This window comes from Pseudomonas sp. CJQ_9 (genome assembly GCF_043106615.1).
Classification (GTDB): Bacteria; Pseudomonadota; Gammaproteobacteria; order Pseudomonadales; family Pseudomonadaceae; genus Aquipseudomonas; species Aquipseudomonas juntendi.
Map to the genome: position 1 here is coordinate 13,716 of NZ_JBICMS010000072.1, position 26,081 is coordinate 39,796.

Here is a 26,081-nt window from a genome sequence, read left to right on the forward strand (position 1 = left end):
CTTGCAGCTTGAAACTTGAAACTTGAAACCCAATCCCCTGCGCCCCATCTAAGCACCATAGTCATTCACGCAGGTGCCCCATGAGCGACCAGCAGGATTTCCCCGAACACCCCGACGAACACAGCGAAGTCGAACACACCACCCCCCAGGCCCAAGCCGGCCACGCCCTCGCCCTGCCCGGCCAACAGCTGCCGGACAAGGTCTATGTGATCCCGATCCACAACCGCCCGTTCTTCCCGGCCCAGGTACTGCCTGTAATCGTCAACGAAGAGCCCTGGGCGGAAACCCTTGATCTGGTCGCCAAGTCCCCTGACCACTGCCTCGCCCTGTTCTTCATGGATACACCGGCAGAAGACCACCGGCACTTCGATACCTCGGCATTGCCGCAGTACGGCACGCTGGTCAAGGTGCACCATGCCAGCCGTGAAAATGGCAAGCTGCAGTTCGTGGCCCAAGGCCTGACCCGGGTGCGTATCCGTACCTGGCTCAAGCATCACCGCCCGCCCTATCTGGTCGAAGTGGAATACCCGCGTCAGCCCGCCGAGCCGACCGACGAGGTCAAGGCCTATGGCATGGCCCTGATCAACGCGATCAAGGAACTGCTGCCGCTCAACCCGCTTTACAGCGAGGAGCTGAAAAACTACCTGAACCGCTTCAGCCCTAACGACCCGTCGCCGCTCACCGACTTCGCCGCCGCGCTGACCTCGGCTACCGGCGGCCAGTTGCAGGAAGTGCTGGACTGCGTGCCCATGCTCAAGCGCATGGAAAAAGTGCTACCCATGTTGCGCAAGGAGGTGGAAGTCGCCCGCCTGCAAAACGAGATTTCGGCCGAGGTGAACCGCCAGATTGGCGAGCATCAGCGCGAGTTCTTCCTCAAGGAACAGCTCAAGGTCATTCAGCAGGAGCTGGGCCTGACCAAGGACGACCGCAGTGCCGACCTGGAGCAGTTCGAGCAGCGCCTGGAAGGCAAGACCCTGCCCGAGCAGGCGCGCAAACGCATCGATGAAGAAATGGGCAAACTGGCCATTCTGGAAACCGGTTCGCCCGAATACGCCGTCACCCGCAACTACCTGGACTGGGCCACTGCTCTGCCGTGGGGCATCCACGGCAAGGACAAGCTCGACCTCAAGCATGCGCGCAAGGTACTCGACCAGCACCATGCTGGCCTCGACGACATCAAGGAACGCATTCTCGAGTTCCTCGCCGTTGGCGCCTGGAAGGGCGAGATCAGTGGCTCGATCGTGCTGCTGGTAGGCCCGCCCGGCGTGGGCAAGACCAGTATCGGCAAGTCGATTGCCGAGTCGCTCGGCCGGCCTTTCTACCGTTTCAGCGTCGGCGGCATGCGTGACGAAGCCGAGATCAAGGGCCACCGCCGCACCTACATCGGCGCGCAACCCGGCAAGCTGGTGCAGGCGTTGAAAGATGTCGAAGTGATGAACCCGGTCATCATGCTCGACGAGATCGACAAAATGGGCCAGAGCTACCAGGGCGACCCGGCCTCGGCGCTGCTGGAAACCCTCGACCCGGAACAGAACGTCGACTTCCTCGACCACTACCTGGACCTGCGCCTGGACCTGTCGAAAGTGCTCTTCGTGTGCACCGCCAACACCCTGGACTCGATCCCCGGCCCGTTGCTGGACCGCATGGAAGTGATCCGCCTGTCCGGCTACATTACCGAAGAAAAATTGGCCATCGCCAAGCGCCACCTGTGGCCCAAGCAGTTGCAAAAGGCCGGGGTGGCCAAGGCCAGCCTGAGCATCAGCGACAGCGCGCTGCGCACGGTGATCGAGGGCTACGCCCGAGAGGCCGGGGTGCGCCAGCTGGAAAAACAATTGGGCAAGCTGGTGCGCAAGGCGGTGGTCAAGCTGCTGGAAAACCCGGACGCCAAGCTGAAAATCGGCACCAAGGACCTAGAAGCCGCACTCGGCATGCCGGTGTTCCGCAGCGAGCAAGTGCTGGCGGGCAAAGGTGTGATCACTGGCCTGGCCTGGACCAGCATGGGCGGCGCGACCTTGCCGATCGAGGCAACCCGCATCCATACCCTCAACCGCGGCTTCAAGCTGACTGGCAAGTTGGGCGATGTGATGAAGGAATCGGCCGAAATCGCCTACAGCTACGTCAGCTCCAATCTCAAGCAGTTTGGGGGTGACCCCGGTTTCTTCAACGAAGCCTTCATTCACCTGCATGTGCCTGAAGGGGCCACCCCCAAGGACGGGCCGAGCGCTGGCATCACCATGGCCAGTGCCCTGCTGTCGCTGGCCCGCGACCAAGCACCGAAGAAAGGGGTAGCCATGACCGGCGAACTCACCCTCACCGGCCAGGTGCTGCCCATTGGCGGGGTACGCGAGAAAGTGATCGCGGCACGGCGGCAGAAGATCTTCGAATTGATCTTGCCAGAGCCTAACCGCGGCGACTTCGAGGAACTGCCGGACTACCTGCGCGAAGGTTTGACGGTGCATTTTGCCAAACGCTTTGCCGACGTGGCGAAAGTACTGTTCTGACAGGCCCTGGGCTGCTTTGCAGCCCATCGACGGCAAGCCAGCGCCCAGCCTGTGGGAGCCCGGCTTGCCGGCGATGGGCCGCAAAGCGGCCCCAACCGCTTGACTGACCGGCATCAGGCACAAGCCCCACAAATTTCCTTGATCATCGGTTATCCTCAGGCCATCGCCAGCCTCCGGAGCCAACATGACCGCCCCTCGTCTGCTCGTTCCCCTGAGCTTCGCCCTACTGGGCGCCTGCGCCCAGCAACCCACTCAACCCGTCGAACTGGACGCCGAAAGCGAGTGCCCCATCCGCCTGCAGGTTGGCCAGAACCTCACGCTGAGCCTGCCCAGCAACCCCTCGACCGGCTACCGTTGGCGTGTGCAGGACCCGGCAGCCGATGTACTGCACAGCCTTGGCCCCGAGGTCTACAGCGCGCCAGACGACTCAGGCATGGTCGGCAGCTCGGGCTTGTCCACCTGGCGCTACCAGGCTCACGCCCGGGGCGAAGGCAAGCTGGTGCTGGTCTATCAGCAACCTTGGGCCACTGACGTCGCGCCCGTGCAAACCTTCGATTGCGCCCTTCGGGTCAATTGAGCTGCAGCGCCGGTCAGCCAGTCATGCATCCAGGCCGCGGTTTGGCTAGAATGCCGCCCTTGCCTACCACCCGCAGCCTGGATCCACCGTGAGCAAACAACCCGACCGCCTTTTTGCCCAACCCCTGGAGCAAGTGCCCGACTTCGTCTTCAACGAGGACGTAGTGCGCGTATTCCCAGACATGATCAAGCGCTCGGTGCCGGGCTATCCAACCATCGTGGAAAACCTCGGTGTGCTGGCCGCACGCTTTGCCCAGCCGCATACCGCCCTGTATGACCTGGGCGCATCGCTGGGTGCGGTCACCCAGTCGCTGCGCCGACATGTGCGCAGCGATGGCTGCCGGGTGATCGCGGTCGACAACTCCGCCGCCATGGTCGAGCGCTGCCGCCAGTACCTCACCGCCCAGGACTCGATGTTCCAGGAGCTGTTGCCGGTACAGGTGCTGGAAGCCGATATCCTCGCCCTCCCCTTCGAGCCCGCCTCGGTGGTGGCGATGAACTTCACCCTGCAATTCATCGCCCCCGATCAACGCCTGGCACTGCTTGCCCGCATCCGCCAGGCACTGCTGCCCGGCGGTGCCTTGGTCCTGTCGGAAAAGCTGCGCTTCGCCGACCAGCAAGCCCAGGACCTGCTCAATGAGCTGCACCTGGACTTCAAGCGGGCCAACGGTTACAGCGAACTCGAAATCGCCCAGAAACGCAGCGCCATTGAAAATGTGATGCGCCCCGATACCCTCGAAACCCACCAGGAGCGCCTGCTTGCCGCCGGCTTCTCGAAAGTGGTGCCGTGGTTCCAATGCCTTAACTTCGCCTCGTTGATAGCCCTGCCATGATCGATCTGTCTCCCCTGGTCCGCCGCCTGGCGGGCACCCCCCTGGCTTCCTGGTCGCAAGGCCTGCAAGCGCAACTGCAAGCCAAGCTGGAAAAGGGCCACGGTGACTTGGACCGCTGGCGCGGTGCGCTGGAAGCCTTGCCCGCCGTGCAACCGAGTGAAGTCGACCTGGTCAACGGCCTGCGCCTGGACTGCGACTGCGACGCGGCCACCCGTGCACAGATGCGCCAGGCCTTGATGGGCCTGTCACCTTGGCGCAAAGGCCCGTTCGACCTGTTTGGCGTGCACGTCGACACCGAATGGCGTTCCGACTGGAAGTGGTCTCGCGTTGCCCCGCACCTGGATCTCCAGGGCAAACGTGTGCTCGATGTCGGTTGTGGCAACGGCTACTACCAGTGGCGTATGCTCGGTGCAGGCGCCGACATGGTGATTGGCGTCGACCCTAACTGGCTGTTTTTCTGCCAGTTCCAGGCGGTGCAGCAATACCTGCCGGAACTGCCCGCCTGGCACCTGCCTTTCGCACTCGAAGACCTGCCGGCCAACCTGGAAGGGTTCGATACGGTATTTTCCATGGGCGTGTTCTACCACCGCCGCTCGCCCATCGAGCACCTGCTGGCGCTGAAGGACTGCCTGGTCAAAGGGGGGGAGCTGGTACTGGAAACCCTGGTGGTCGAGGGTGATGAAAACCAGGTGCTGGTGCCCGAAGACCGCTACGCACAGATGCGCAATGTCTGGTATCTGCCGTCGGTACCGGCGTTGGCGCGCTGGTTGCGCCGTGCCGGCTTCAGCGACGTACGCTGCGTCGACGTGAGTGTGACCAGCACTGAAGAGCAGCGCAGCACCGACTGGATGCGTTACCAGTCCTTGGCTGACTTCCTCGACCCGAACGACCACAGCAAGACCATCGAAGGCCTGCCCGCACCTCGCCGGGCCACCCTGCTGGCGCGCAAATAAAAAAAGCGTCCATGGGGGTAATGCCAGTCAGTTAAGTAATTTGGGGCCGCTTTGCGACCCTTCGCGGGCACGCCCGCTCCCACAGGGGATCGCGCATTTATTGAATTCAGCGCCCTGTGGCAGCGGGCGTGCCCGCGAAGGGCGGCAAAGCAGCCCCATTAACGCTTAACTGACAGGCATTACCCATGCGGGCGCCTGAAGACAGCGACGCCGGGGAGCAGTGCCGGCGCCGCTGCTGCGACTCAATCCTTGGCCACCTCACGGGCTCTCTCTTGCGCTTTGCGCTCGCGCTCTGCAACGCCCTGATGCTTGTCGCCGTGCAGGCGCTGCTGGTCTTCGCGGAAGGCTTGCCAGAACTGCCTGGAGCGCTCCGCACCGCCCTCGGCGTAGACACTGGCGCTGCCCAGGGCAAGGGTGGCCAACAGCAGGTATTTGGTCAGGTTCATCGGGGTTGCCTCGTGGTAGCCGATCAGTCAGGCCATGGTCGCAAAGGCTGGCTAACAGCAAGGTGAGGCGCGGATTACAGTCCTGCAATGTGCCGGCGCAATCGCAATGCCGGCGCCGCAACAGACAGCCAGATAACACCCGCATTACAAATCCGTTATCTACGCCTCGGCCGCTAACGCATGCCGTAACATCCTGCGCCTTGACCCTGATGTCACTACAGGGTCGAGAATCGCCCCCTTTTCACCACACCGAGCCAACCCATGCGCCTACTGATCATCGAGGACGAGCTGCGTACCGCCGATTACCTGCAGCAAGGGCTGCGCGAAAACGGCTATGTGGTCGACTGCGCCCATACCGGCACCGACGGCCTGCACCTGGCACGCCAGCACCCGTACGACCTGGTCATCCTCGACGTCAACCTGCCCGAGCTCGATGGCTGGACCGTGCTGCAGCACCTGCGTGCCGAATCGGCCACGCGCATCATGATGCTGACCGCCCATGGCCGCCTGGCCGACCGGGTAAAGGGCCTGGACCTGGGCGCCGATGACTACCTGCTCAAACCCTTTGAATTCCCTGAACTGCTGGCGCGCATTCGCAGCCTGCTGCGCCGCAACGACCAGCAACTGCAACCCAGTACCCTGCGGGTCGCCGACCTTGAACTGGATCCGGGCCGGCACCGCGCCTATCGCGCCGGGCAACGCATCGACCTTACCGCCAAGGAGTTCGCCCTGCTCCACCTGCTGATGCGCCAAACCGGTGAAGTGCTGTCGCGCACGCAGATCATCTCACTGGTGTGGGACATGAATTTCGATTGCGACACCAATGTGGTGGAGGTCTCGATCCGGCGCCTGCGCGCCAAGATCGACGACCCGTTCGACACCAAACTGATCCATACCCTGCGCGGTGTCGGTTACGTGCTGGAGGCGCGTTTTTGAAGACTACCAGCCTCTCTTTGCGCCTGGGCCTGAGCGTCACGCTGATGGGCGCTGCGCTGGTGCTGTTGCTGGCATGCCTGGCCGTGTTCGCCCTGGATCACGAGCTGGACAGCCGCGCACGCAAGGACCTGGCGCGCAAGATGCTGCAGGTCGAGCACAACCTGCGCGTCGATCTGCGCAGCGAGGACTTGGGCACCAGGGCCCACCCCCTGCTCGACCTGGTGATGGGGCACGACAACCTCAGCCTCAGCGTGCTGGCGCTGGAAAGCCGCCACCCGCACCTGCTCAGCCTGGGGCCGGCACTGGACTCGCGCGTCGCTGAGCTGCCCACCGACGAACGCCTGGCCTTTCACGCCTGGCGCGACAGCAGCGGCAACCAGATTCTGACCGTCAGCCGGTTGATGCGCCTGCGTGACAATACCCCGGTCAAGGTGCTGATGTCGCTCAACCGCGCCGACGATTACGCCTTGTTGCAGGCGTACCTGCACTCAACCCTACTGGCGCTGCCGCTGCTGCTGCTGCTGATTGGCGCGGGTGCCTGGTGGCTGATGCAGCGCGGCCTGAAGCCCCTGCGCCATTTCCGGCGCATCGCTGGCCAGGTTTCGGCCCAGGACCTGCAGCATCGCCTGCCCGCCAGCGGCCTGCCACTGGAGCTGGCTGAACTCGCGCGCAGCATCAACGTGATGCTCGACCGCCTTGACCAGGGTGTCAGCCAGCTCGCGCAGTTCTCCGACGACTTGGCGCACGAACTGCGTAGCCCCTTGAGCAACCTGATGGGCAAGGCCCAGGTGACCCTGGCCCGCGAACGGGAAAACGCCAACTACCGGGAGGTGCTGGAAGACAGTATCGAGGAGCTGACCCGGCTCAACCGCATCATCAATGACATGCTGTTTCTCGCCCAGGTCAGCCAACCGCAGACCCAGGTGGCGCTCAAGCCCGTGGCTTTGGCCGACGAGACTGCCCGGGTAGTCGAGCTGTTCGCCTTCAGTGCCGAGGCCAAAGGCGTAGCGCTGCGGGTGCAGGGCTGGGGCACGGCGCTGGGCGACCGGTTGATGGTCCAACGGGCACTGTCGAACCTGTTGAGCAATGCCATACGGCACAGCCCTGAGGGTGAACCGGTCGACTTGCATATCCAGCGTACAGGCAACGAAATACGGCTATCTGTGCAGAACCGTGGCCCAGGCATCGCTGCGGCTGAGCAGCCACAGCTGTTCGAGCGCTTTTACCGGGTGGGTTCGGGGCGCTCGCGATTGGAGGGCGGGACCGGCTTGGGGCTGGCGATCGTCAAATCGATCATGCAGCTGCACGGGGGGCGGGTTGAGGTGAGCAGCAGCCCCTCCGGGCCGACCCGCTTTACCCTAGTGTTTCCTGCCGAGTAATCGGCCGCCTGTACCGGCCCTTTCGCGGGTAAACCCGCTCCTACACAGGTACCAAAACCCCTGTAGGAGCGGGTTCACCCGCGAATAGGCCGGTACCACAACCCCCTGTAGGAGCGGGTTTACCCGCGAAAGGGCCGGTACAGGCAACTGACAGATCAGCGCGAAGCCGCTACGATCAAGGCTTTCATCTCGGCCACTGCAGCCTTGAAGCCCACGAACAGGGCATGCGCCACCAATGCGTGGCCAATGTTCAGCTCATTGATACCCTTGATCGCCGCCACGGCCTCGACGTTGTGGTAATGCAGGCCATGGCCGGCATTGACGATCAGCCCCTGACCCACGCCAAACGCCACACCGTCGACAATGCGCCGCAGCTCATCGGCCACCTCGCCTGGGGTTTGCGCATCGGCATAGCGCCCGGTGTGCAGCTCGATGGCGGGGGCGCCGACCCGGCGTGAGGTCTCGATCTGCCGCTCGTCAGCATCGATGAACAGCGACACTTCGGCGCCAGTGCGTGCCAGGCGTTCGACCGCCGCCTTGATCCGTGCCTCCTGCCCCGCCACGTCCAGGCCACCTTCGGTGGTCAGCTCCTGACGGGTTTCAGGCACCAGGCAGATGTGCGCCGGACGGATTTTCTCGGCAAAGGCCATCATCTCTTCGGTGACGCCCATTTCGAAGTTCATGCGCGTCTGCAGCACGTCCTTGAGCAGCACCACGTCGCGCTCCTGAATGTGCCGGCGATCTTCGCGCAGGTGCACGGTAATGCCGTCGGCGCCTGCTTCCTCGGCATCCAGGGCAGCCTTGACCGGGTCAGGGTAACGCGTGCCGCGGGCCTGGCGCAGGGTTGCCACGTGGTCGATGTTGACGCCAAGAAGCATGCGGTTGCTGTGAGTCACGAAAGGCTCTCCTGAAGATTGAGGCCCACAGCATACGTCGTGATCAGCGCTTGCGAAACAGTTCCCGGCTGACCAGTGGCTTGCCGCCCAAGTGAACGGCCAGGGCCTGGCGCATCAGGCGCTTGGCGGCGAGCAAGGCACCGTCCGCGCTCCAGTCGGCTTGCGCCAAGGCCAGCAGCTCGGTGCCGCGGAACAAGCCGGGTTGCACCAGCTCGACCCGCTCCAGGCCTGCGTCCACGCGCAAGCGATACAGGCCATCGGCGGCAATGGGGTGGCCGTTGACGTCCTGGCTCAGGGAAAACGCGTAACCAAGCTCATCGAGCAGCCGCCATTCGAACGAACGCAGCAGCGGCTCCAGCGGGCGCCCCTCGGCCAAGGCCTGCAGGGTGAGTGTGTAGTGCTCGAAAAGTGCCACGGATGGCGCCTCGGCAGGCAGCAGGCGCATCAGCAACTCGTTGAGGTACAGCCCGCTGAACAGTGCATCGCCATGCAACCAGGCGGCGATGCCGGCGCTGTCCATGCGCCCGACATTCTTCAGCTCGCCACGCCCGCGCAGTTCGAGCTCCAGCGGCACGAACGGCCGTACCAAGCTGCCACCCTTGCCGCGCGCACGGCGCAGTACCGCGCGCATGCGGCCCTGCGGGGTAAAAAAGTCCACCAGCGCACTGGTTTCCTTGTAGGCGCGGCTGTGCAGCACATAGGCTGGCTGGCCGACAGGTTGTTCCATGGGAGATTACTCGTTCCCTGTCGCCAGGAAAACCGCATAGTGGGGCGGCTGTCCAGCCCATCGCCGGCAAGCCAGCTCCCACACCGACCGCATCGCCCCCAGGGCTTGTGCAGTACCTGTGGCAGCTGGCTTGCCGGCGATGGGCCGCGCCGCGGCCCCAACAGTATTGCTTACAGGTCGCCGTAACCCAGCGAACGCAACGCGCGCTCATCGTCGGACCAGCCACCTTTCACCTTGACCCACAGGTTGAGCATGACCTTGGAGTCAAACAGCACTTCCATGTCTTTGCGCGCTTCGGAGCCGATGCGCTTGATGCGCTCGCCCTTGTCGCCAATGATGATCTTTTTCTGGCCATCGCGCTCCACCAGGATCAGCGCGTGGATGTGCAGCACGTGCCCTTGCTGCTTGAATTCCTCGATCTCCACGGTGATCTGGTAAGGCAGCTCGGCCCCCAGCTGGCGCATGATCTTCTCGCGCACCAGTTCGGCCGCCAGGAAACGGCTGCTGCGGTCGGTGATCTGGTCTTCCGGGAAGAAGTGGTCATTTTCCGGCAGGTGCTTGGCGATCTGCGCTTCCAGCGCCTCAAGGTTATGGCCCTGCTGCGCAGAAATCGGCATCACCTCGGCGTTCGGCAACTGCTCCTGCAGCCATTGCAGGTGCGGGATCAGCTCGGCCTTCTCTTCCATGCGGTCGGTCTTGTTGACCGCGATGATCAGCGGCCCGGTCACGTACTGCACGCGCTCCAGCACCAGTTGGTCCTCGTCGGTCCACTTGGTACGGTCGACCACGAAGATCACCACATCGACGTCTTTCAGGGCCGCCGAAGCATTGCGGTTCATGTAGCGGTTCAGGGCCTTGTCGTTGGCCTTGTGCATACCAGGGGTATCGACGTAGATCGCCTGCACATCACCTTCGGTCTTGATGCCGAGCATGTTGTGGCGGGTGGTCTGCGGCTTGCGCGAGGTAATCGCCAGCTTCTGGCCGAGGATGTGGTTGAGCAGGGTCGACTTGCCCACGTTCGGGCGGCCGACAATGGCTACATAGCCGCAGCGGGTCGGGTTGCTATCAGTCATTGCCATTCTCCACGCCCAGGGCGATCAGTGCAGACGCAGCGGCAACTTGCTCGGCGATACGCCGGCTAACGCCTTGGCCACGGCTCTTGTTGTTCAGCAGCACCACTTCGCATTCGACGAAAAAGGTGCGGCAGTGCGGCTCGCCCTGAATATCCACCACTTCGTAGCGCGGCAGCTCGCAGCTGCGCGACTGCAGGAACTCTTGCAGGCGGGTTTTCGGGTCCTTGTTGGTGTCGACCAGGGTCAGGCCCTCGAACTCATTGGCCAGCCAGGCCAGCACGCGCTCGCGGGCGGTTTCCATGTCGGCGTCCAGGTAAATGGCACCAATCAGTGCTTCCAGCGCATCGGCAAGGATCGACTCGCGGCGAAAACCACCGCTCTTGAGCTCGCCGGAACCCAGGCGCAGATACTCACCAAGATCAAAGCCACGTGCCAGGCGGGCCAGGGTTTCGCCCTTGACCAGCCGCGCCCGCAGGCGCGACAGCTGGCCTTCGCGGGCCTGCGGAAAACGCTCGAACAGCGCTTCACCGGCGACGAAGTTGAGAATGGCGTCACCCAGGAACTCCAGGCGCTCGTTGTTGCGCCCGGCGTAACTGCGATGGGTCAGCGCCAGGAGCATCTGGTCCTGGTTCTTGAAGGTGTAGCCGAGCTTTCGCTCCAGACGGGCAAGGGAAGCACTCATGCGGCCACCCGTTGGTTATTCAACGCGTTGTTCAAATCAACATCCTGAAAGACTGTTTGGCTGTGGCCCGCCGCGCGATGTGCGGCGAATCTCCCGATCCCTGAGAACACAGCCTATGTCAGAAATGCATTCGGCGCTGTCTGCTGGACAGCGCCGATGGGTATCAATGGATCAAACCGACCCGCGACAGGTTGGGCAGGTGGCTGAGCTTGGGTTCCGGCCAGCTCATCCATACCGCGAAGGCCTTGCCGACGATGTTCCGGTCCGGAACCATGCCGTGCAGCTCCTTGGGAATGTTCGGGTCATCCCAGAAGCGGCTGTCGTTGGAGTTGTCGCGGTTGTCGCCCATCATGAAGTAGTGGCCTGCCGGCACGGTCCATTGCTGGTCCGGTGGCATGCGATAGCGGCTCATTTCCTTGCGGATCAGGTGTTCGGTCTCGCCCAGCTTTTCCTTGTACAGCGTGGCGCTGCCCAAGGTGCCCGGCTCGCTACCTACCAGCTGTTCGGCAACCGGCTGCCCGTTGACGAACAGGCGCTTGTCGTTGGTGTAACGCACCACGTCGCCTGGCAGGCCGACCACACGCTTGATGTAGTTGACGTTCGGGTCGCTCGGGTAACGGAACACCATGACGTCGCCACGCTGCGGGTCACCCACTTCGATGACCTTCTTGTCGATCACCGGCAGGCGAATGCCATAGGAGAACTTGTTCACCAGGATGAAATCGCCCACTTCCAGAGTGGGTTTCATCGACCCCGAAGGGATCTGGAACGGCTCGACCAGGAACGAGCGCAGTACCAGTACGATGAACAGCACCGGGAAGAACGACTTGCCGTACTCGACCAGCAACGGTTCCTTGTTCAGGCGCTCGACCACCGCCATTTCAGGCTGGCTTACGCTGCCCTGATAGTTGGCAATTGCCGCACGCCGGCGCGGGGCCAGGAACAGCAAGTCGATCAAGCCCAGCAAACCGCAGACGAATACGGCAATGACCAGCAACAGCGGGAAATTTAGCGACATAGGACCTAGCTATCCAACCTGAGCACGGCGAGGAAGGCTTCCTGTGGAATTTCCACGTTGCCCACCTGTTTCATGCGTTTCTTACCGGCCTTCTGCTTCTCCAGCAGTTTCTTCTTACGGCTGACGTCACCACCGTAGCACTTGGCCAGTACGTTCTTTCTGAGCGCCTTGACGGTTGTCCGGGCGATGATCTGGCCGCCAATGGCAGCCTGGATCGCCACGTCGAACATCTGCCGAGGGATCAGTTCCTTCATCTTCTCGGTCAACGCACGGCCTTTGTAGGCCGCGTTGTCGCGGTGCACGATCAATGCCAGGGCATCGACCTTGTCGCCGTTGATCAGCACGTCCAGCTTGACCAGGTTGGCCGACTGGTAGCGATCAAAATGGTAATCCAGCGAAGCATAGCCGCGGCTGGTGGATTTGAGGCGGTCGAAGAAGTCCAGCACCACTTCGTTCATCGGCATGTCATAGCGCACCTGCACCTGGCTGCCGAGGAACTGCATGTCGCGCTGCACGCCACGCTTCTCGATGCACAAGGTGATCACGTTACCCAGGTGCTCCTGCGGCACCAGAATGGTCGCGGTCACGATCGGCTCGCGGAAGTCGGCCACGGCTGAAACATCCGGGAGCTTGGACGGGTTGTCGACGACAATAGTTTCGCCGGTTTTCAACTCCAGCTCGTAGATCACGCTGGGTGCGGTGGTGATCAGGTCCAGGTCGTACTCGCGCTCCAGGCGCTCCTGGATGATCTCCATGTGCAGCATGCCGAGGAAGCCGCAACGGAAACCGAAGCCCAGTGCATCGGAGCTTTCCGGCATGTACTGCAGCGACGAATCGTTCAGGGTGAGCTTCTGCAGGGCATCGCGGAAGTCTTCGAAGTCGTCGGAGCTGACCGGGAACAGGCCTGCGTAGACCTGCGGCTGAATTTTCTTGAAGCCTGGCAGCACTTCGACCTCGGGGGTCGAGGACAAGGTCAGGGTGTCGCCTACCGGAGCACCGTGAATGTCCTTGATGCTGGCGATGATGAAGCCCACTTCACCGGCTTTCAGGTCGGCGGTCTGGGTGTGTTTCGGGGTGAACACCCCCACGCTGTCGACCAGGTGCACCTTGCCGGTGGACTTGACCAGGATCTTGTCGCCCTTCTTGACGCGCCCCTGGCGCACGCGCACCAGCGAGACCACGCCCAGGTAGTTGTCGAACCAGGAGTCGATGATCAGCGCTTGCAGCGGCGCATCGATTTCGCCCACGGGCGCCGGGATCGAGTGCACCAGGCGCTCGAGCACCTCGTCCACGCCCATGCCGCTCTTGGCACTGCAGGCCACGGCGTCAGTGGCGTCGATACCGATGATTTTCTCGATTTCGTCCTTGACGCGGTCCGGGTCGGCCTGGGGCAGGTCCATCTTGTTGAGGACCGGCATGACCTCCAGGCCCTGCTCGATGGCGGTGTAGCAGTTGGCTACCGACTGGGCCTCTACACCCTGACCGGCATCGACCACCAGCAGTGCGCCTTCACAGGCTGCCAGCGAGCGCGAGACTTCATAGGTGAAGTCGACGTGGCCGGGGGTGTCGATGAAGTTCAGCTGGTAGATCTTGCCGTCCTGCGCCTTGTAGTGCAGCGTGACGCTGTGGGCCTTGATGGTAATACCGCGTTCGCGCTCCAGGTCCATGGAGTCCAGTACCTGGGCTTCCATTTCGCGAGCCGTCAGGCCACCGCACATCTGGATGAAACGGTCGGCCAGCGTCGACTTGCCATGGTCGATGTGGGCGATGATGGAGAAATTGCGGATATGACTCAAATCACTCACGGGTCAACACTCGAAAAGGCTGCGAGCCGGACGCCCGCCGAAAAATAGCCGGGCATTGTACCTTAAGCTGTTCGCAGATGGGAGATTCCTCTGTCCGACTGTACACAACAACCCGCCAATCAATTGTGAATATTCATGAAAAAGGGCAGCCGAAGCTGCCCTTTTCGCCCCACCTGGCCGCTTATTCAGCGAGCTTGAAGGTGATGAAGCTGGCACGGCCCTGACGCAGCACCCGCATCGACACCGAGCGGTTCTTCGGCAGTTCCTTGGCGATTTCGGTGAATTCCTTGGCCGAGCCAATGGCCTGGTTGTTCAGGTGGCTGATGACGTCACCCGGGCGCAGGCCAATGAGTGCTGCCGGCCCATCCTGGACCTCCTTGATCACCACGCCGCCCTTGAGCTCCAGGGATTTTTTCTGCTCGGCGGTCAGGTCGGCGACCGCGACACCCAGGCGATTGCTGCTGCGCTCGGCGCTGCCTTCAGCACCGGCGGTGATGTCGGCGTCGTCATCCGGCATGGCGCCCACGGCCACGTCCAGGGTCTGGCGCTTGCCGTTGCGGATGATTTCCAGCTTGGCTTTCTCACCATCCTTGAGGCTGCCGACCAGGTGCGGCAGGTCTGCCGACATGACGATCGGCTGGCCGTTCATGCTCAGGATCACGTCACCCACCTGCAAGCCGCCCTTGGCGGCCGGGCCGTTCTCCAGCACCTGGGCTACCAGGGCGCCGGCCGGCTTGTCGAGGCCAAAGGATTCGGCCAGGTCCTTGTTGACCTCCTGAATCACCACGCCCAGCCAGCCGCGGCTGACTTTGCCGTCTTTCTTCAACTGGTTGGAAACGTCGAGCGCCACATCGATCGGGATGGCGAACGAGAGGCCCATGAAGCCGCCCGAACGGGTGAAGATCTGCGAGTTGATACCCACCACTTCGCCCTTCATGTTGAACAGCGGACCACCGGAGTTACCCGGGTTGATGGCCACGTCGGTCTGGATGAACGGCACATAGGTATCGTTGGGCAGGGTGCGGCCCTTGGCGCTGACGATGCCCTTGGTCACCGAATGGTCGAAGCCGAAGGGCGAACCGATGGCCAATACCCACTCGCCCACCTTGAGCTTCTCGGAGTCACCCAGTTTCACGGTGGGCAGGTTCTTGCCATCGACCTTGAGCAAGGCCACGTCGGTACGGGGATCGGTGCCGATCAGCTTGGCCTGCAGCTCACTGCGGTCCGAAAGACGAACGATGATCTCGTCGGCATCGGCGACCACATGGTTGTTGGTCAACACATAGCCATCGCTGGAAATGATGAAGCCAGAGCCCAGCGACATGGCCTCACGCTGGCGATCGCCACGCGGCGAGCGCGGCTGTTGCGGCATGTTGCGCTCGAAGAATTCGCGGAACATCGGCGGCAGGCCTTCCAGGTCCGGCATCTGGCCCTGGGCGACGCGGCGGTCCGGCAGCTTCTGCTTGGTGCTGATGTTGACCACCGCGGGCGAGGCCTGCTCGACCAGCGTGGTGAAGTCCGGCAGGGCTTCGTCGGCCTGGGCGGTGAGCGCCTGGCCGAGCATCAGCACGGTGGCGACCATCATTAGGTAGGATTTCAAGCGTGGTATTGACATACGGCTCCCGTCACAACGAGCGGTAGTTAGAAAGGCCCCTGCACAAAACAGGAAAGGCCAGGCTCCTGAAAGCCTGACCTATAGAAAATTTGCCACAGGATTGCAAATGACAATGCTTTAATTTCATTTCAGGCGCATGCCTGCCTGGCTTTGGCGCGGGCCGCAAACGGGCACCGTTACTGGCTTGCCTGGCCATCCTGAGGTCGCATGGACAGGGCAACACGCTCTGCCGTACCCAAGGGGATTTCACCGACGACCGTCACCATGACCTTGCCCTTGGGCGTGTTCAGGCGACGTGAAACCGCCGACGTCGGCCCAAGCTGGGTGCGCACATCGTTACCAACATCATCCTTGACCGGTTCGAGGAACACCGAGAAGCGCGCCAGGCCATCGTCGTACATCAGGCTACTGACCGAACTGCCAAGCTTGGGGTCGCGGTGCACGGTGCTGTTGACCAGTTCGAAGCCTGGCGGCAACCAATCCGAACGCCAGGCGGCGATGCTATCGTTGCTGACCGAGCCCACATGCTGCACGGGCTTGCAGGCTGCGCTTGGTTGCAGCTCGCTGTCGCTGGGCAGGTCGTCGGTATCGAGACGGGTCATCTGGAACCGTTCCAGCAACTGCCCCTTGTCGTTGAGCATCAAGGAGCGCAGCGGCAGGCCGGTTTTGCGGTCCAGGTGCAATTCGAAGGCATAGCGGTGCTGGTCACGCGGCGTGAGCGTCACAATCACGGCGTCACGCCCGGCTACGCGGGACTTGCCCGCCACGCTCAGGTCGTACCAACCCATGAGCTTCAGCGGATCAAGCACACGCGGCGAAGTATCTGGAGGGCTGGTAACCCCGCTGGCCAAGGCGCCGCTGACACACGCCACCTTGCCATCCACGCGCACGATTTCCTCGGCAGCGCCGTCGAGCTGCAATAGCCGCTCGCTGACCTTACCGCCCTCTACCCTGTGCCAGATATCGTGGGAGGAAAAACTACCGTTGCGTTCGTAGACGAAAGAGCCTTGGTAGCTCTGTTTTTGCTCGGCCTGTGCCAGCTTGTTCAGCCATTCACTCGCCTCGGGCGAAGAATTGGCTGCCAACGCTGGCACCGTCATGCAGCTGCCAACCAGCAGCGTCAGGAGAGGTAGCGCGCGCATGATCCTCCTTACTTAACGGTTTTCCAGGCTGGCAGCGCGGGCATACGGCAGTGCAGTTTCAGTACCCTTGAGCGCAGACTCCTGAGCATGCTGGCGCAGGTAACCTGGGAGACGCTGGTCCCAGCCGGCTTGGTTCTGCAACACACCGTTGGCCATTGGCCCGGTAGGTTGCTCGCTGCTCTCGGTATAACCTGCCAACACTGCAGGGCCCTGTGCTTGTGGCACGCTCACGCCCTGCTGGACCGGCTGCTGGGCAGCCAGCTCGGCACCGGTGATCTCGTCCTGGTTGTACATGCGCACACCCGCCAGCACGGCCACGGTGACCGAAGCAGCCACAGCCAGGCGGCCGATGCTGCGCCACGCGCTTTTGTTGACCTTGGCCGGCACGGCCTCATCGGCCAGCGCCGCGGAAACCGCCGAGGCGATATCCAGGTTGGGCAGCAGCAACTCCTTGTGCATGGCTGCGCGGGCTACCTGGTAACGGGACCAGGTGGCACGGGTTTCGGCTTCGTCGACGGCGTTCAACACCCGACGCAATTCCAGTTCGTCCGCTTCGTTATCCATTACCGCGGACAGCGATTCCTGCAAAGCTTCACGACTCATGGCGGTTCCTCTCTTGGCTGTCGCCGCTGTCTCAGGTTTCCTGCAACAACGGTTGCAGGGCTTTGTCTATGGCCTCCCGAGCGCGGAAGATTCGAGAGCGCACGGTACCCACCGGACATTGCATGACACTGGCAATGTCTTCGTAACTCAGGCCATCGAACTCACGCAGGGTAAGCGCCGTGCGCAGGTCTTCGGGCAGTTGCTGGATGGTGCGATGGACGGTGCCTTCGATCTCATCCCGCAACAACGAGCGTTCTGGAGACTCAAGATCCTTGAGGCCATGATCGCCGTCGTAAAACTCCGCATCCTCGGAGCTGACATCGCTGTCTGGCGGCCGTCTTCCACGGGACACCAGATAGTTCTTCGCCGTGTTGATGGCGATGCGGTACAGCCACGTGTAAAACGCACTGTCGCCGCGGAAATTGCCAAGTGCACGGTAGGCCTTGATAAAGGCTTCCTGCGCAACATCCTGGGCCTCGTGGGTATCGTGAACGAACCGCACGATCAACCCGAGAATCTTGTGCTGATACTTCAGCACCAACAGATCGAACGCTCGCCTGTCGCCGCGCTGCACGCGCTCGACAAGTTGCTGATCCTCTTCCTGGGTTAGCATGAACACTCCTCAGTGAACTCGAAGGAGCGTTGCAACAGCCATCGCTCAGGCTTGCAACCATAGACTCGGGCTTTTCGCAAAAGTTCTCCCCTCCAAGCAAGTTTCCTGCAGCCCTTGGTCGGCTTGCACGGAAGACAAGGCACGGTCATCGCCGGCTTCGTCGATAATCAGGTTACGTGTACGCAGGGACAGCCTGGACAGGCCTGCAGCCCTGCGTCGCCGCGGCAATTTGTGGCGTGCGGGCAGCCTTCATAGGATTTCCGGCCATGCCGGAAAGTTCCCACAAAGGTTGGCCACGCTGGCAGCTGGCATGGAAATTGGCCACCGGGGGCTGCTATAAAGGCAACCCGGTCGAGCGAACAATAGTTTCACTATGCCACCTGCGCGTGGCTATTGTGCCGCGCCCCCTCCAAAGATTACTAGTGTCCCGACATGAGCCAACAATTCCAACATGATGTCCTGGTGATCGGCAGCGGTGCCGCCGGTCTCAGCCTGGCACTCAACCTCCCCAGCCACCTGCGTATCGCCGTGCTGAGCAAGGGCGACCTGGCCAATGGCTCGACCTTCTGGGCCCAGGGCGGTGTCGCTGCGGTGCTGGACAATACCGACACGGTGCAGTCGCATGTGGAGGATACCCTCAATGCTGGCGGCGGCCTGTGCCATGAAGACGCCGTACGCTTCACTGTCGAGCACAGCCGCGAAGCCATACAGTGGCTGATCGAACAAGGCGTACCGTTTACCCGCGACGAGCACTACAGCGTCGACGATGGCGGCTTCGAGTTCCACCTTACCCGCGAGGGAGGCCATAGCCACCGGCGAATCATCCACGCCGCCGATGCGACCGGTGCCGCCATTTTCACCACGCTGCTCAAGCAGGCCCGCTCGCGCCCGAATATCGAGCTGCTGGAACAGCGCGTGGCAGTCGACCTGATCACCGAGCGGCGCCTGGGCCTGCCCGGCGAACGCTGCCTGGGCGCCTATGTGCTCAACCGCAACAGTGGTGAGGTCGACACCTTCGGGGCACGCTTCACCGTGCTGGCCACTGGCGGCGCGGCCAAGGTCTACCTGTACACCAGCAACCCCGACGGCGCGTGTGGCGATGGCATTGCCATGGCCTGGCGGGCCGGTTGCCGGGTGGCGAACCTGGAGTTCAACCAGTTCCACCCGACCTGCCTGTATCACCCGCAGGCCAAGAGCTTCCTGATCACCGAGGCCCTGCGTGGCGAGGGCGCCCTGCTGCGCCTGCCCAATGGCGAGCGTTTCATGCCGCGTTTCGACCCGCGCGAAGAACTGGCGCCCCGCGATATCGTCGCCCGCGCCATTGACCACGAAATGAAGCGCCTGGGTGTGGACTGCGTGTACCTGGACATCACTCACAAGCCAGCCGAGTTCATCAAGGGCCACTTCCCCACCGTGTACGAGCGGTGCCTGGCGTTTGGCATCGACATCACCCGCCAGCCGATTCCGGTGGTGCCTGCAGCGCACTACACCTGCGGCGGCGTAATGGTCGACGACCGCGGCCACACCGATGTGCCGGGTTTGTACGCCATTGGCGAAACCAGTTTCACGGGCCTGCATGGCGCCAACCGCATGGCCAGCAACTCACTGCTGGAGTGCTTTGTGTATGGCCGCGCCGCTGCTGCCGACATCGAGGCCAACCTGCAGCAGGTGAGCATGCCCAAGGCTCTGCCGGGTTGGGACGCCAGCCAGGTGACCGATTCGGACGAGGACGTGATCATCGCGCACAACTGGGACGAGTTGCGGCGGTTCATGTGGGACTACGTGGGTATCGTGCGCACCAGCAAGCGCCTACAGCGCGCGCAGCACCGCATTCGGCTGCTGCTGGATGAAATCGACGAGTTCTACAGTAACTACAAGGTCAGCCGCGACCTGATCGAACTGCGCAACCTGGCACAGGTGGCCGAGCTGATGATCCTGTCGGCAATGCAGCGCAAGGAGAGCCGCGGCTTGCATTACACCTTGGATTACCCGGGCATGCTGGACGAAGCAAAGGACACGGTGCTCAGCCCGACCTGAGCGCTGTAGCGCCCCAGCGCCGCCGGCTGAATTTCAACCGCACCCGCAACCGCCGATGCTCATCCGCGCCCAGGGCATCCGGCGGTACACACTGGCTTTGCCCCAACCAGCGCCCGGCGCGCTCAAAGCGCACCACCACCAACCCAGGCAGGGCCATGCTGTCCCGGCACAGCCGCACCGGCTGCCAGCCACCACCACGGGTGTACACCTGCCAGCCGCGCACATCACGGCGCAACCCGGTAACGGCCTGTTCATGGGTCAACAGAATACGGCGGGGAATCGCCCAGGCAGCGTGGGCAAGGCAGGCAATGATGAGGGTAAACGCCAGCCAGGCTGGCAGCGCACTTGCCCACGCGGCCAGCCCAGCTACCCCCTGGCATGCCAGGTAGACCGCCAGCAGCCGGCGCGAGCCCTGCCAGCGGCACTCATAACACTCACTTGGGCTGGACACGGTCCAGAATGATGCGGACCATGCGCTGCAGCTCCGGGTCTTCAGACTCGGTGCGCTCCATGAACCAGCCGAACATGTCCTGATCCTCGCAGCTCAACAGGCGCACGTACAGCTCGCGGTCGGCCTCGTTGAGGGTGGGGTAGACTTCTTGGGTGAAAGGCACCAGCAGCACGTCCAGTTCCAGCATGCCGCGGCGGCTGTGCCAGAACAGCCGGTTGAGTTCAGTTTGTTCGACCATGGGGCCCTCCTCGAATGGCCCGCCAGTATACAGGCAGGCGAGCGCAGCGGCACCGGGCGTTGGTCTACTCACCTACCTATTTTGTTACCGGCGTTCTATGATGGCCGCCAGTCTTTAGCCACCGCGATGACCCATGGCCGATTCCGCTTTCTACTGCCCCCTGTCCCACGAGGGCATCCTCGCCGTCCGCGGCTCCGATGCAGGCAAGTTCCTGCAAGGCCAGCTGACCTGCAACATCAACTATCTCAGCCAGGAACACGCCGGCCTCGGCGCCCGCTGCATGGTCAAGGGGCGCATGCAGTCGAGCTTCCGTATCCTGCCCGAAGGCAACGGCTACCTGCTGGCCATGGCCAGCGAGCTGCTCGAGGCGCAATTGGCCGACCTGAAGAAGTACGCCGTGTTTTCAAAGGCCACGCTCACCGATGAGAGCAGCGCCTGGGCGCGCTTCGGCCTGCAAGGGGGCGAAGCGGCATTGCAAGCACTGGGGATCGACCTGCCCAGCGCTGCGGGCAGCACCGTGCGCCACGCCGGGCTGATTGCGATCACTGCGTCCGCCGGCCGCGCAGAGCTGTGGGTAGCGGCGGACAACGCCGAGCCCGTGCGCCAGGCCCTCGCCGCCGCCCTGCCCGAAGGCAGCCTCAACGACTGGCTGCTCGGCCAGGTCCGCGCCGGCATCGGCCAGGTCATGGGGCCGACCCGCGAGCTGTTCATTCCCCAGATGATCAACCTGCAAGCCGTCGATGGCGTCAGCTTCAAGAAAGGCTGCTACACCGGCCAGGAAATCGTCGCGCGCATGCAGTACCTGGGCAAGCTCAAGCGCCGTCAGTACCGCCTGGCGCTGGGCCAGGCAGCCATTCCGGCGCCGGGGGCGGAAATCTTCTCGCCCACCCACGGCTCGTCGGTCGGTGAAGTGGTGCTGGCCGCCAGCAACGGTGCTGGCTGCGAATTGCTCGCCGTGCTGAGTGCCGAGGCGGTTGAAGACGACAACCTGCACCTGGGCAGCCTGGAAGGCCCGCGCCTGCAAGTGCTGACCCTGCCTTACGAACTGGACCGCGACCGGGAAATCCAGCGCTGACCAGCCTGCCCCGCCCGCGTGGCGGGGCCGCACCACCACTGCGGTAGACACGCCCATGAACAAGCTGGCCGAGATGGTTCAAGCACAGTTGCTCGATGCCATCGAAAAGGATGACCTGGTCCTGCCGACCCTGCCCGAAGTTGCCTTGAGCATCCGTGAGGCCGCAGAAGACAGCGAGATCAGCGTAGCGGCCCTGAGCAAGGTGATCGGCCGCGATGCAGCGCTTTCGGCGCGCCTGATCAAGGTCGTCAACAGCCCACTGCTGCGCGCGGCAGTAGAAGTGACCGACCTGCACACCGCCATCACGCGGCTGGGCATCAACTACAGCTGCAACCTCGCCATCGGCCTGGTGATCGAGCAGATTTTTCACGCCCGCTCATCGGCCGTGGAACAAAAGTTGCGGGAAATTTGGGCCAACAGCCTGGAAGTGGCCGGCATCAGTTACGAACTCAGCCGCCGTTACACCCAACTCAAACCTGAACAGGCGACCCTGGGTGGGCTCGTCAATCAGATTGGCGCGCTGCCGGTGCTGATTTACGCCGAAGAGCACAACGAACTGCTGTCCGACCCGGTGTGCCTGCATTATGTGATCGAGCAGATCCAGCCGGCGCTGGGTGACAAGATTCTCAAGGCGTGGGAGTTTCCGGAGCAACTGGTCAACCTGCCCTCGCAGGTTCAGGACCTGGACCGCCAGACTGACAAGGCCGACTATATCGACATCGTGCAGATCGCGCGTTGCATCAGCCAGCGCGAGCGCCAGCGGCCGTTGGCGGCGCTGCCGGCGTACCGCCACCTGGGCTTGCCGTTCGGTACCGAGCTTGAGGTGGAAGAGCTGCTTGAGGCGCGGAGCATGTTGCGCTGACCCGTTCAAACCTGCGCTGGCCAGCGGTGGGCCAGCACAGGTACCCCGTCAATCCGCGATAAAACTCACCCGCACCCGTAACCCGCCCTTTGCGCCATCATGCAGGCTCACCTGCGCTAGGTGCGCCCGGCAGATCTCGCCCACGATGGCCAGCCCCAACCCGCTACCCTGCGCACTTCGCCGGTAGAACCGCTCGAAGACCCGCTCGCGCTCAGCCTCGGGAATGCCCGGCCCGTCGTCTTCCACCTCCAGCACGGCCGGGGCCAGCACGCGAATGATCACATTGCCGCCCTGCGGTGTATGCGCCAGGGCATTGTCCACCAGGTTGCTCAACAGCTCGTTGAGCAACGTCGGTTCGCCTTTCAGCCAGACCGCCGCCTCGGCCTCCAGCGCCAGCGCAACGCCGCGCTTGTGCGCCAGTGGCGCCATGGCCATGCCCAGCTCCCGGGCCAGTTGGCTCAAGTCCAGGCGCTGCGCACCGCCCTCGGCAATCGCCCGCGCGCCGTTCTCTACCCGGGCCAATGACAGCAACTGGTTGGCCAGGTGGGTCAACCTGTCGGTGCCCTGGGCGGCGGACTCCAACGTTTCCCGCCACGCCTGCGGCTCCGGCGAGCGCAGGCCCAACTCGACACGCGCCTTCAAGGCCGCCAGCGGCGTGCGCAGTTCGTGCGCGGCATCAGCAATGAACTGCGCCTGGCGCTCGAACTGGCCACGCAGACGTTCAGTGAAATGATTCAAGGCACGCACCAATGGGCCCAACTCACGCTGCACCTGCACCACCGGCAGCGCCCGCAGGTCGTCGGGCTGGCGCTCCTCCACCGCTGTGCGCAGGCGCTCCAGCGGCCGCAGCGCCGCACTGACGGCGAACCACACCATCACCAGCGCTGCCAGCGCCAGCATGCCCAGGCGCAGCAAAGTATCGGCCATCAAGCCGCGGGCCATGCTCACCCGCGCCTCCTCGGTCTCGGCCACCCGGATTTCCGCCATGCCATTCATGTTCGGCTCACTCACCGCCTTCAGCAAACTGACAACGCGCACGTCCTGGCCCAGGTAGGTGGCGTTGTAGAACCGCGCCAGCGCCGGGTAATCATCGGTGCGGGGCGTGCCAGGTGGCGGTGGCGGCAGGTTCTCGTAACCGGAAATCAGCCGCTGCTGGATATCGAGCACGGTGTAGTAAATGCGCCCGGCGCTGTCGTAGGCGAAGGTGTCCAGCGCCACGTAAGGCACGTCGGCGCTCAGCGAGCCATCGCGCTGCGACAGCCCCGCGGCGATGGTCCGTGCCGAGGCCAGCAGGGTACGGTCGTAGGCGGTATCGGCAGCCTCGCGACCATTCCAGTAGGCGCTCAGGCCGCTGGCCAGCATCAGCACCACCAGCAGCAACGCCAGGTTGCCCATCAAGCGCCCGCGCAGGCTGCCATTGTCACGCATCGCGGTGCTCTAGCAGGTAGCCCAGGCCGCGGAAGGTGACGATGGCTACCGGCTGGCCGTCGAGCTTCTTGCGCAAGCGGTGGATGTAGATTTCGATGGCATCGTGGCTGGCCTCCTCGTCCAGGCCGAAGACCTGGGCGGCCAGCTGTTCCTTGCTCATCACCCGGCCCGGGCGGGCGATCAGCGCCTCGAGCACACTCTGCTCACGGGAGGTCAGGGTCAGGTTGTCGTCGCCAAGGGCAAAACGCCGGGTATCGAGGTCGTACACCAACGGCCCGCAGCGCTGCTGGCGCTCCCCACCAAGCACGCTGCGCCGCAGCAGGGCTTTGACCCGGGCTTCCAGCTCGGTCAGCTCGAACGGTTTGGCCAGGTAGTCATCGGCCCCCAGGTTCAGGCCGTGGACCCGGTCCTTGACATCGCTGCGGGCGGTCAGCATCAACACTGGCAGGGTCTTGCCGCGCCCACGCAAACGCGCCAGCACTTCAAAACCATCCATGCGCGGCAAGCCGACATCCAGCACGGCTACTGCGTATTCTTCGCTGGCCAGGGCCAGGTCGGCGGCCACGCCGTCATGCAGCACATCCACGGTCAGGCCCATGCTTTTCAAGGCCAAGGCCACGCTTTCGGCCAGTTGCAGGTGGTCTTCGACCAGCAGCACACGCATCGGTTTCTCCCTCTTGGCTGGGGCAATGGCGCGGAGTGTACCGCTGTCGCCGGGCCTGTGAAGCCCCTTGTAGCAACCTTTCAGGTTGAAAGGTTAGCGAAAGGTTCGTTGCCTAGCATCGCCCTACGGTCGCGCCTCGCACCGAAAAAAGCACCAGCAAGGTGCAACGAATAAGAACAATAAACGGAGTCATCGACGATGCTGTCAGCACAGCCGCAGGCGTTTGCGCCTACCCGTTCCTTTGCCTCACGCCCCAGCACCCTCGCCAGCGCCCTTGCGCTCGCCGGTGTCGCCCCGCTGAGCCAGGCCGCCTTCTTCGAAGACAGCACGGCCACCTTCGAAACCCGCAACATGTACTTCAACCGCGATTTCCGCGACGGCACCAGCGCGCAACAATCCAAGCGCGATGAATGGGCCCAGGGCTTCATGCTCAACTTCGAGTCCGGCTACACCGATGGCACCGTAGGCTTCGGCGTGGACGCGCTGGGCATGCTCGGTATCAAGCTCGACTCCAGCCCGGACCGCACCGATACCGGCCTGCTACCGACCCACGATGACGGCAAGGCTGCCGACGAATACTCCAAGCTGGGCCTGACCGGCAAGGTCAAGGTGTCCCAGACCGAACTGAAGATCGGTACGCTGATCCCCGAACTGCCAACCCTGCAACCGAACGACGGCCGCATCCTGCCGCAAACCTTCGAAGGCGGCCTGCTCACCTCGAAGGAAATAAAGGGCCTGACGTTCACTGGCGGGCGCCTGGACAAAGCCAAGGACCGTAACGACACCAATTGGGAAGACCTGGCCCTGAACAACAAGAATGGCCGCTTCGGTGGTTCGTTCAGCGCCGATCACCTGGCCCTGGGTGGGCTCGACTACCAGTTCACCGACCGTATCACCGGCAGCTATCACTTCGCCCAACTCGACGATATCTACCGCCAGCACTTCATCGGCATGGTCGCCACCCAGCCCTGGGGCCCAGGCACCCTCGGTGCCGACCTGCGCCTGGCCATCAGTGACGACGCCGGTGCCGCCAAAGCTGGCAACATCGACAACACCACCTTCAACGGCATGCTCAGCTACGCCCTGGGTGGGCACAAGGTCAGTGGCGCGTGGCAGCAATTGTCGGGCGACAGCGCGTTCCCTTATGTGGATGGCGCCGACCCCTACCTGGTCAACTTCGTGCAGATCAACGACTTCGCAGGCAAGGACGAGCGTTCCTGGCAGGCGCGCTACGACTACAACTTCGCCGCCCTGGGCGTGCCCGGCCTGACCTTCATGACCCGCTACATCAGCGGCGACAACGTCAGCCGCGCCGCCGGTGGCGAAGGCAAAGAGTGGGAACGCGACACCGAAATGAAGTACGTCGTACAAAGCGGCCCGTTGAAGAACGTGGCCGTGCGTTTGCGCAACGCCACATTCCGCTCCAACCTCGCCCGCGATGCCGACGAAGTGCGGCTGCTGGTGAGCTACAGCGTGGCGCTGTGGTAAGCCGCTAGCCTAACCCGATAACAACAACATTCACGGAGAT

At 63.1% G+C, this 26,081-nt stretch carries 25 protein-coding genes; 10 read left to right on the forward strand and 15 right to left on the reverse strand.

Annotated elements, in window-relative coordinates:
• The first annotated feature begins 80 nt into the window (after nucleotides 1-80).
• The 4 genes from lon to cmoB all read left to right on the forward strand — a co-directional run bounded on the left by lon (nucleotide 81) and on the right by cmoB (nucleotide 4,863).
• Nucleotides 81-2,501 (forward strand): endopeptidase La, encoded by a 2,421-nt coding sequence (gene lon / locus ACF8SD_RS13355; protein WP_173890870.1) that lies wholly within the window; start codon nucleotides 81-83, stop codon nucleotides 2,499-2,501.
• A gap of 184 nt (nucleotides 2,502-2,685) precedes the next feature.
• Nucleotides 2,686-3,078, forward strand: coding sequence for a protease inhibitor I42 family protein (locus ACF8SD_RS13360; RefSeq protein ID WP_173890871.1), 393 nt, complete (start codon nucleotides 2,686-2,688; stop codon nucleotides 3,076-3,078).
• Nucleotides 3,079-3,166: 88 nt separating this feature from the next.
• Complete coding sequence (gene cmoA / locus ACF8SD_RS13365; protein ID WP_392483534.1) at nucleotides 3,167-3,910, forward strand: carboxy-S-adenosyl-L-methionine synthase CmoA; 744 nt, start codon at nucleotides 3,167-3,169, stop codon at nucleotides 3,908-3,910.
• The gene (cmoB, locus tag ACF8SD_RS13370; protein WP_392483535.1) at nucleotides 3,907-4,863 is read left to right on the forward strand and encodes a tRNA 5-methoxyuridine(34)/uridine 5-oxyacetic acid(34) synthase CmoB; all 957 of its coding nucleotides are present in this window, start codon (nucleotides 3,907-3,909) and stop codon (nucleotides 4,861-4,863) included. The genes cmoA and cmoB overlap by 4 nt, the downstream gene beginning before the upstream one ends.
• A gap of 242 nt (nucleotides 4,864-5,105) precedes the next feature.
• On the opposite strand, the gene ACF8SD_RS13375 is transcribed toward cmoB, so the two are convergent.
• Nucleotides 5,106-5,309, reverse strand: a complete 204-nt coding sequence (locus ACF8SD_RS13375) for a hypothetical protein (RefSeq protein ID WP_173890874.1) — start codon at nucleotides 5,307-5,309, stop codon at nucleotides 5,106-5,108.
• Between the two features lie 261 nt (nucleotides 5,310-5,570).
• Between ACF8SD_RS13375 and ACF8SD_RS13380 the strand changes: the two genes are divergently transcribed.
• Both ACF8SD_RS13380 and ACF8SD_RS13385 read left to right on the forward strand, forming a co-directional pair.
• The gene (locus tag ACF8SD_RS13380) at nucleotides 5,571-6,245 is read left to right on the forward strand and encodes a heavy metal response regulator transcription factor (RefSeq protein WP_392483536.1); all 675 of its coding nucleotides are present in this window, start codon (nucleotides 5,571-5,573) and stop codon (nucleotides 6,243-6,245) included.
• Nucleotides 6,242-7,624 (forward strand): heavy metal sensor histidine kinase, encoded by a 1,383-nt coding sequence (locus ACF8SD_RS13385; protein WP_173890876.1) that lies wholly within the window; start codon nucleotides 6,242-6,244, stop codon nucleotides 7,622-7,624. The genes ACF8SD_RS13380 and ACF8SD_RS13385 overlap by 4 nt, the downstream gene beginning before the upstream one ends.
• A 155-nt stretch (nucleotides 7,625-7,779) precedes the next feature.
• On the opposite strand, the gene pdxJ is transcribed toward ACF8SD_RS13385, so the two are convergent.
• From pdxJ to rpoE, 10 genes are all read right to left on the reverse strand, one after another.
• Nucleotides 7,780-8,502 carry a pyridoxine 5'-phosphate synthase gene (gene pdxJ, locus ACF8SD_RS13390; RefSeq protein WP_392483592.1) on the reverse strand — a complete coding sequence of 241 codons (723 nt, stop codon included), beginning with the start codon at nucleotides 8,500-8,502 and terminating at the stop codon, nucleotides 7,780-7,782.
• 61 nt (nucleotides 8,503-8,563) lie between these two features.
• On the reverse strand, nucleotides 8,564-9,247 hold the full coding sequence (gene recO / locus ACF8SD_RS13395; RefSeq protein WP_173890877.1) for a DNA repair protein RecO: 684 nt from the start codon (nucleotides 9,245-9,247) through the stop codon (nucleotides 8,564-8,566).
• A gap of 170 nt (nucleotides 9,248-9,417) precedes the next feature.
• Complete coding sequence (gene era / locus ACF8SD_RS13400; RefSeq protein WP_003252061.1) at nucleotides 9,418-10,320, reverse strand: GTPase Era; 903 nt, start codon at nucleotides 10,318-10,320, stop codon at nucleotides 9,418-9,420.
• On the reverse strand, nucleotides 10,313-11,002 hold the full coding sequence (gene rnc, locus ACF8SD_RS13405; protein WP_009684761.1) for a ribonuclease III: 690 nt from the start codon (nucleotides 11,000-11,002) through the stop codon (nucleotides 10,313-10,315). Before rnc ends, era begins: the two co-directional genes overlap by 8 nt.
• Nucleotides 11,003-11,165: 163 nt before the next feature.
• Entirely contained in the window at nucleotides 11,166-12,020 is an 855-nt protein-coding gene (gene lepB, locus ACF8SD_RS13410; RefSeq protein WP_009684762.1) for a signal peptidase I, read from the reverse strand.
• Between the two features lie 5 nt (nucleotides 12,021-12,025).
• Nucleotides 12,026-13,825, reverse strand: a complete 1,800-nt coding sequence (lepA, locus tag ACF8SD_RS13415; protein WP_029886108.1) for a translation elongation factor 4 — start codon at nucleotides 13,823-13,825, stop codon at nucleotides 12,026-12,028.
• Between the two features lie 181 nt (nucleotides 13,826-14,006).
• Nucleotides 14,007-15,440 carry a DegQ family serine endoprotease gene (locus tag ACF8SD_RS13420; RefSeq protein ID WP_173890878.1) on the reverse strand — a complete coding sequence of 478 codons (1,434 nt, stop codon included), beginning with the start codon at nucleotides 15,438-15,440 and terminating at the stop codon, nucleotides 14,007-14,009.
• Between the two features lie 176 nt (nucleotides 15,441-15,616).
• Complete coding sequence (locus tag ACF8SD_RS13425; protein ID WP_392483537.1) at nucleotides 15,617-16,582, reverse strand: MucB/RseB C-terminal domain-containing protein; 966 nt, start codon at nucleotides 16,580-16,582, stop codon at nucleotides 15,617-15,619.
• A gap of 12 nt (nucleotides 16,583-16,594) precedes the next feature.
• A complete protein-coding gene (locus ACF8SD_RS13430) occupies nucleotides 16,595-17,185 on the reverse strand; it encodes a sigma-E factor negative regulatory protein (protein WP_173890880.1) in 591 nt (196 codons plus the stop codon).
• A 31-nt stretch (nucleotides 17,186-17,216) separates the two neighbouring features.
• Complete coding sequence (rpoE, locus tag ACF8SD_RS13435) at nucleotides 17,217-17,798, reverse strand: RNA polymerase sigma factor RpoE (protein WP_003252049.1); 582 nt, start codon at nucleotides 17,796-17,798, stop codon at nucleotides 17,217-17,219.
• A gap of 432 nt (nucleotides 17,799-18,230) precedes the next feature.
• Between rpoE and nadB the strand changes: the two genes are divergently transcribed.
• Nucleotides 18,231-19,835 (forward strand): L-aspartate oxidase, encoded by a 1,605-nt coding sequence (gene nadB / locus ACF8SD_RS13440; RefSeq protein ID WP_173890881.1) that lies wholly within the window; start codon nucleotides 18,231-18,233, stop codon nucleotides 19,833-19,835.
• Here the strand turns inward: nadB and ACF8SD_RS13445 are convergent.
• Together ACF8SD_RS13445 and ACF8SD_RS13450 are read right to left on the reverse strand one after the other, a co-directional pair.
• Nucleotides 19,822-20,286: a protein YgfX gene (locus tag ACF8SD_RS13445; protein WP_173890882.1), complete on the reverse strand. Its 465-nt coding sequence runs from the start codon at nucleotides 20,284-20,286 to the stop codon at nucleotides 19,822-19,824. The genes nadB and ACF8SD_RS13445 overlap by 14 nt on opposite strands.
• Nucleotides 20,270-20,524 carry a succinate dehydrogenase assembly factor 2 gene (locus ACF8SD_RS13450; protein ID WP_009684770.1) on the reverse strand — a complete coding sequence of 85 codons (255 nt, stop codon included), beginning with the start codon at nucleotides 20,522-20,524 and terminating at the stop codon, nucleotides 20,270-20,272. Before ACF8SD_RS13450 ends, ACF8SD_RS13445 begins: the two co-directional genes overlap by 17 nt.
• A gap of 133 nt (nucleotides 20,525-20,657) precedes the next feature.
• Here ACF8SD_RS13450 and ACF8SD_RS13455 point away from each other — a divergent pair, with 133 nt between their 5' ends.
• Both ACF8SD_RS13455 and ACF8SD_RS13460 read left to right on the forward strand, forming a co-directional pair.
• Complete coding sequence (locus ACF8SD_RS13455) at nucleotides 20,658-21,599, forward strand: folate-binding protein YgfZ (protein WP_173890883.1); 942 nt, start codon at nucleotides 20,658-20,660, stop codon at nucleotides 21,597-21,599.
• Between the two features lie 55 nt (nucleotides 21,600-21,654).
• Nucleotides 21,655-22,461, forward strand: a complete 807-nt coding sequence (locus tag ACF8SD_RS13460; protein WP_173890884.1) for an HDOD domain-containing protein — start codon at nucleotides 21,655-21,657, stop codon at nucleotides 22,459-22,461.
• A 48-nt stretch (nucleotides 22,462-22,509) separates the two neighbouring features.
• On the opposite strand, the gene ACF8SD_RS13465 is transcribed toward ACF8SD_RS13460, so the two are convergent.
• Both ACF8SD_RS13465 and ACF8SD_RS13470 read right to left on the reverse strand, forming a co-directional pair.
• Nucleotides 22,510-23,889, reverse strand: a complete 1,380-nt coding sequence (locus ACF8SD_RS13465; protein WP_173890885.1) for a sensor histidine kinase — start codon at nucleotides 23,887-23,889, stop codon at nucleotides 22,510-22,512.
• Nucleotides 23,882-24,553, reverse strand: coding sequence for a response regulator (locus ACF8SD_RS13470; RefSeq protein ID WP_173890886.1), 672 nt, complete (start codon nucleotides 24,551-24,553; stop codon nucleotides 23,882-23,884). Before ACF8SD_RS13470 ends, ACF8SD_RS13465 begins: the two co-directional genes overlap by 8 nt.
• 198 nt (nucleotides 24,554-24,751) lie before the next feature.
• Between ACF8SD_RS13470 and ACF8SD_RS13475 the strand changes: the two genes are divergently transcribed.
• A complete protein-coding gene (locus tag ACF8SD_RS13475) occupies nucleotides 24,752-26,041 on the forward strand; it encodes an OprD family porin (RefSeq protein ID WP_009684775.1) in 1,290 nt (429 codons plus the stop codon).
• Nucleotides 26,042-26,081 lie beyond the last annotated feature (40 nt).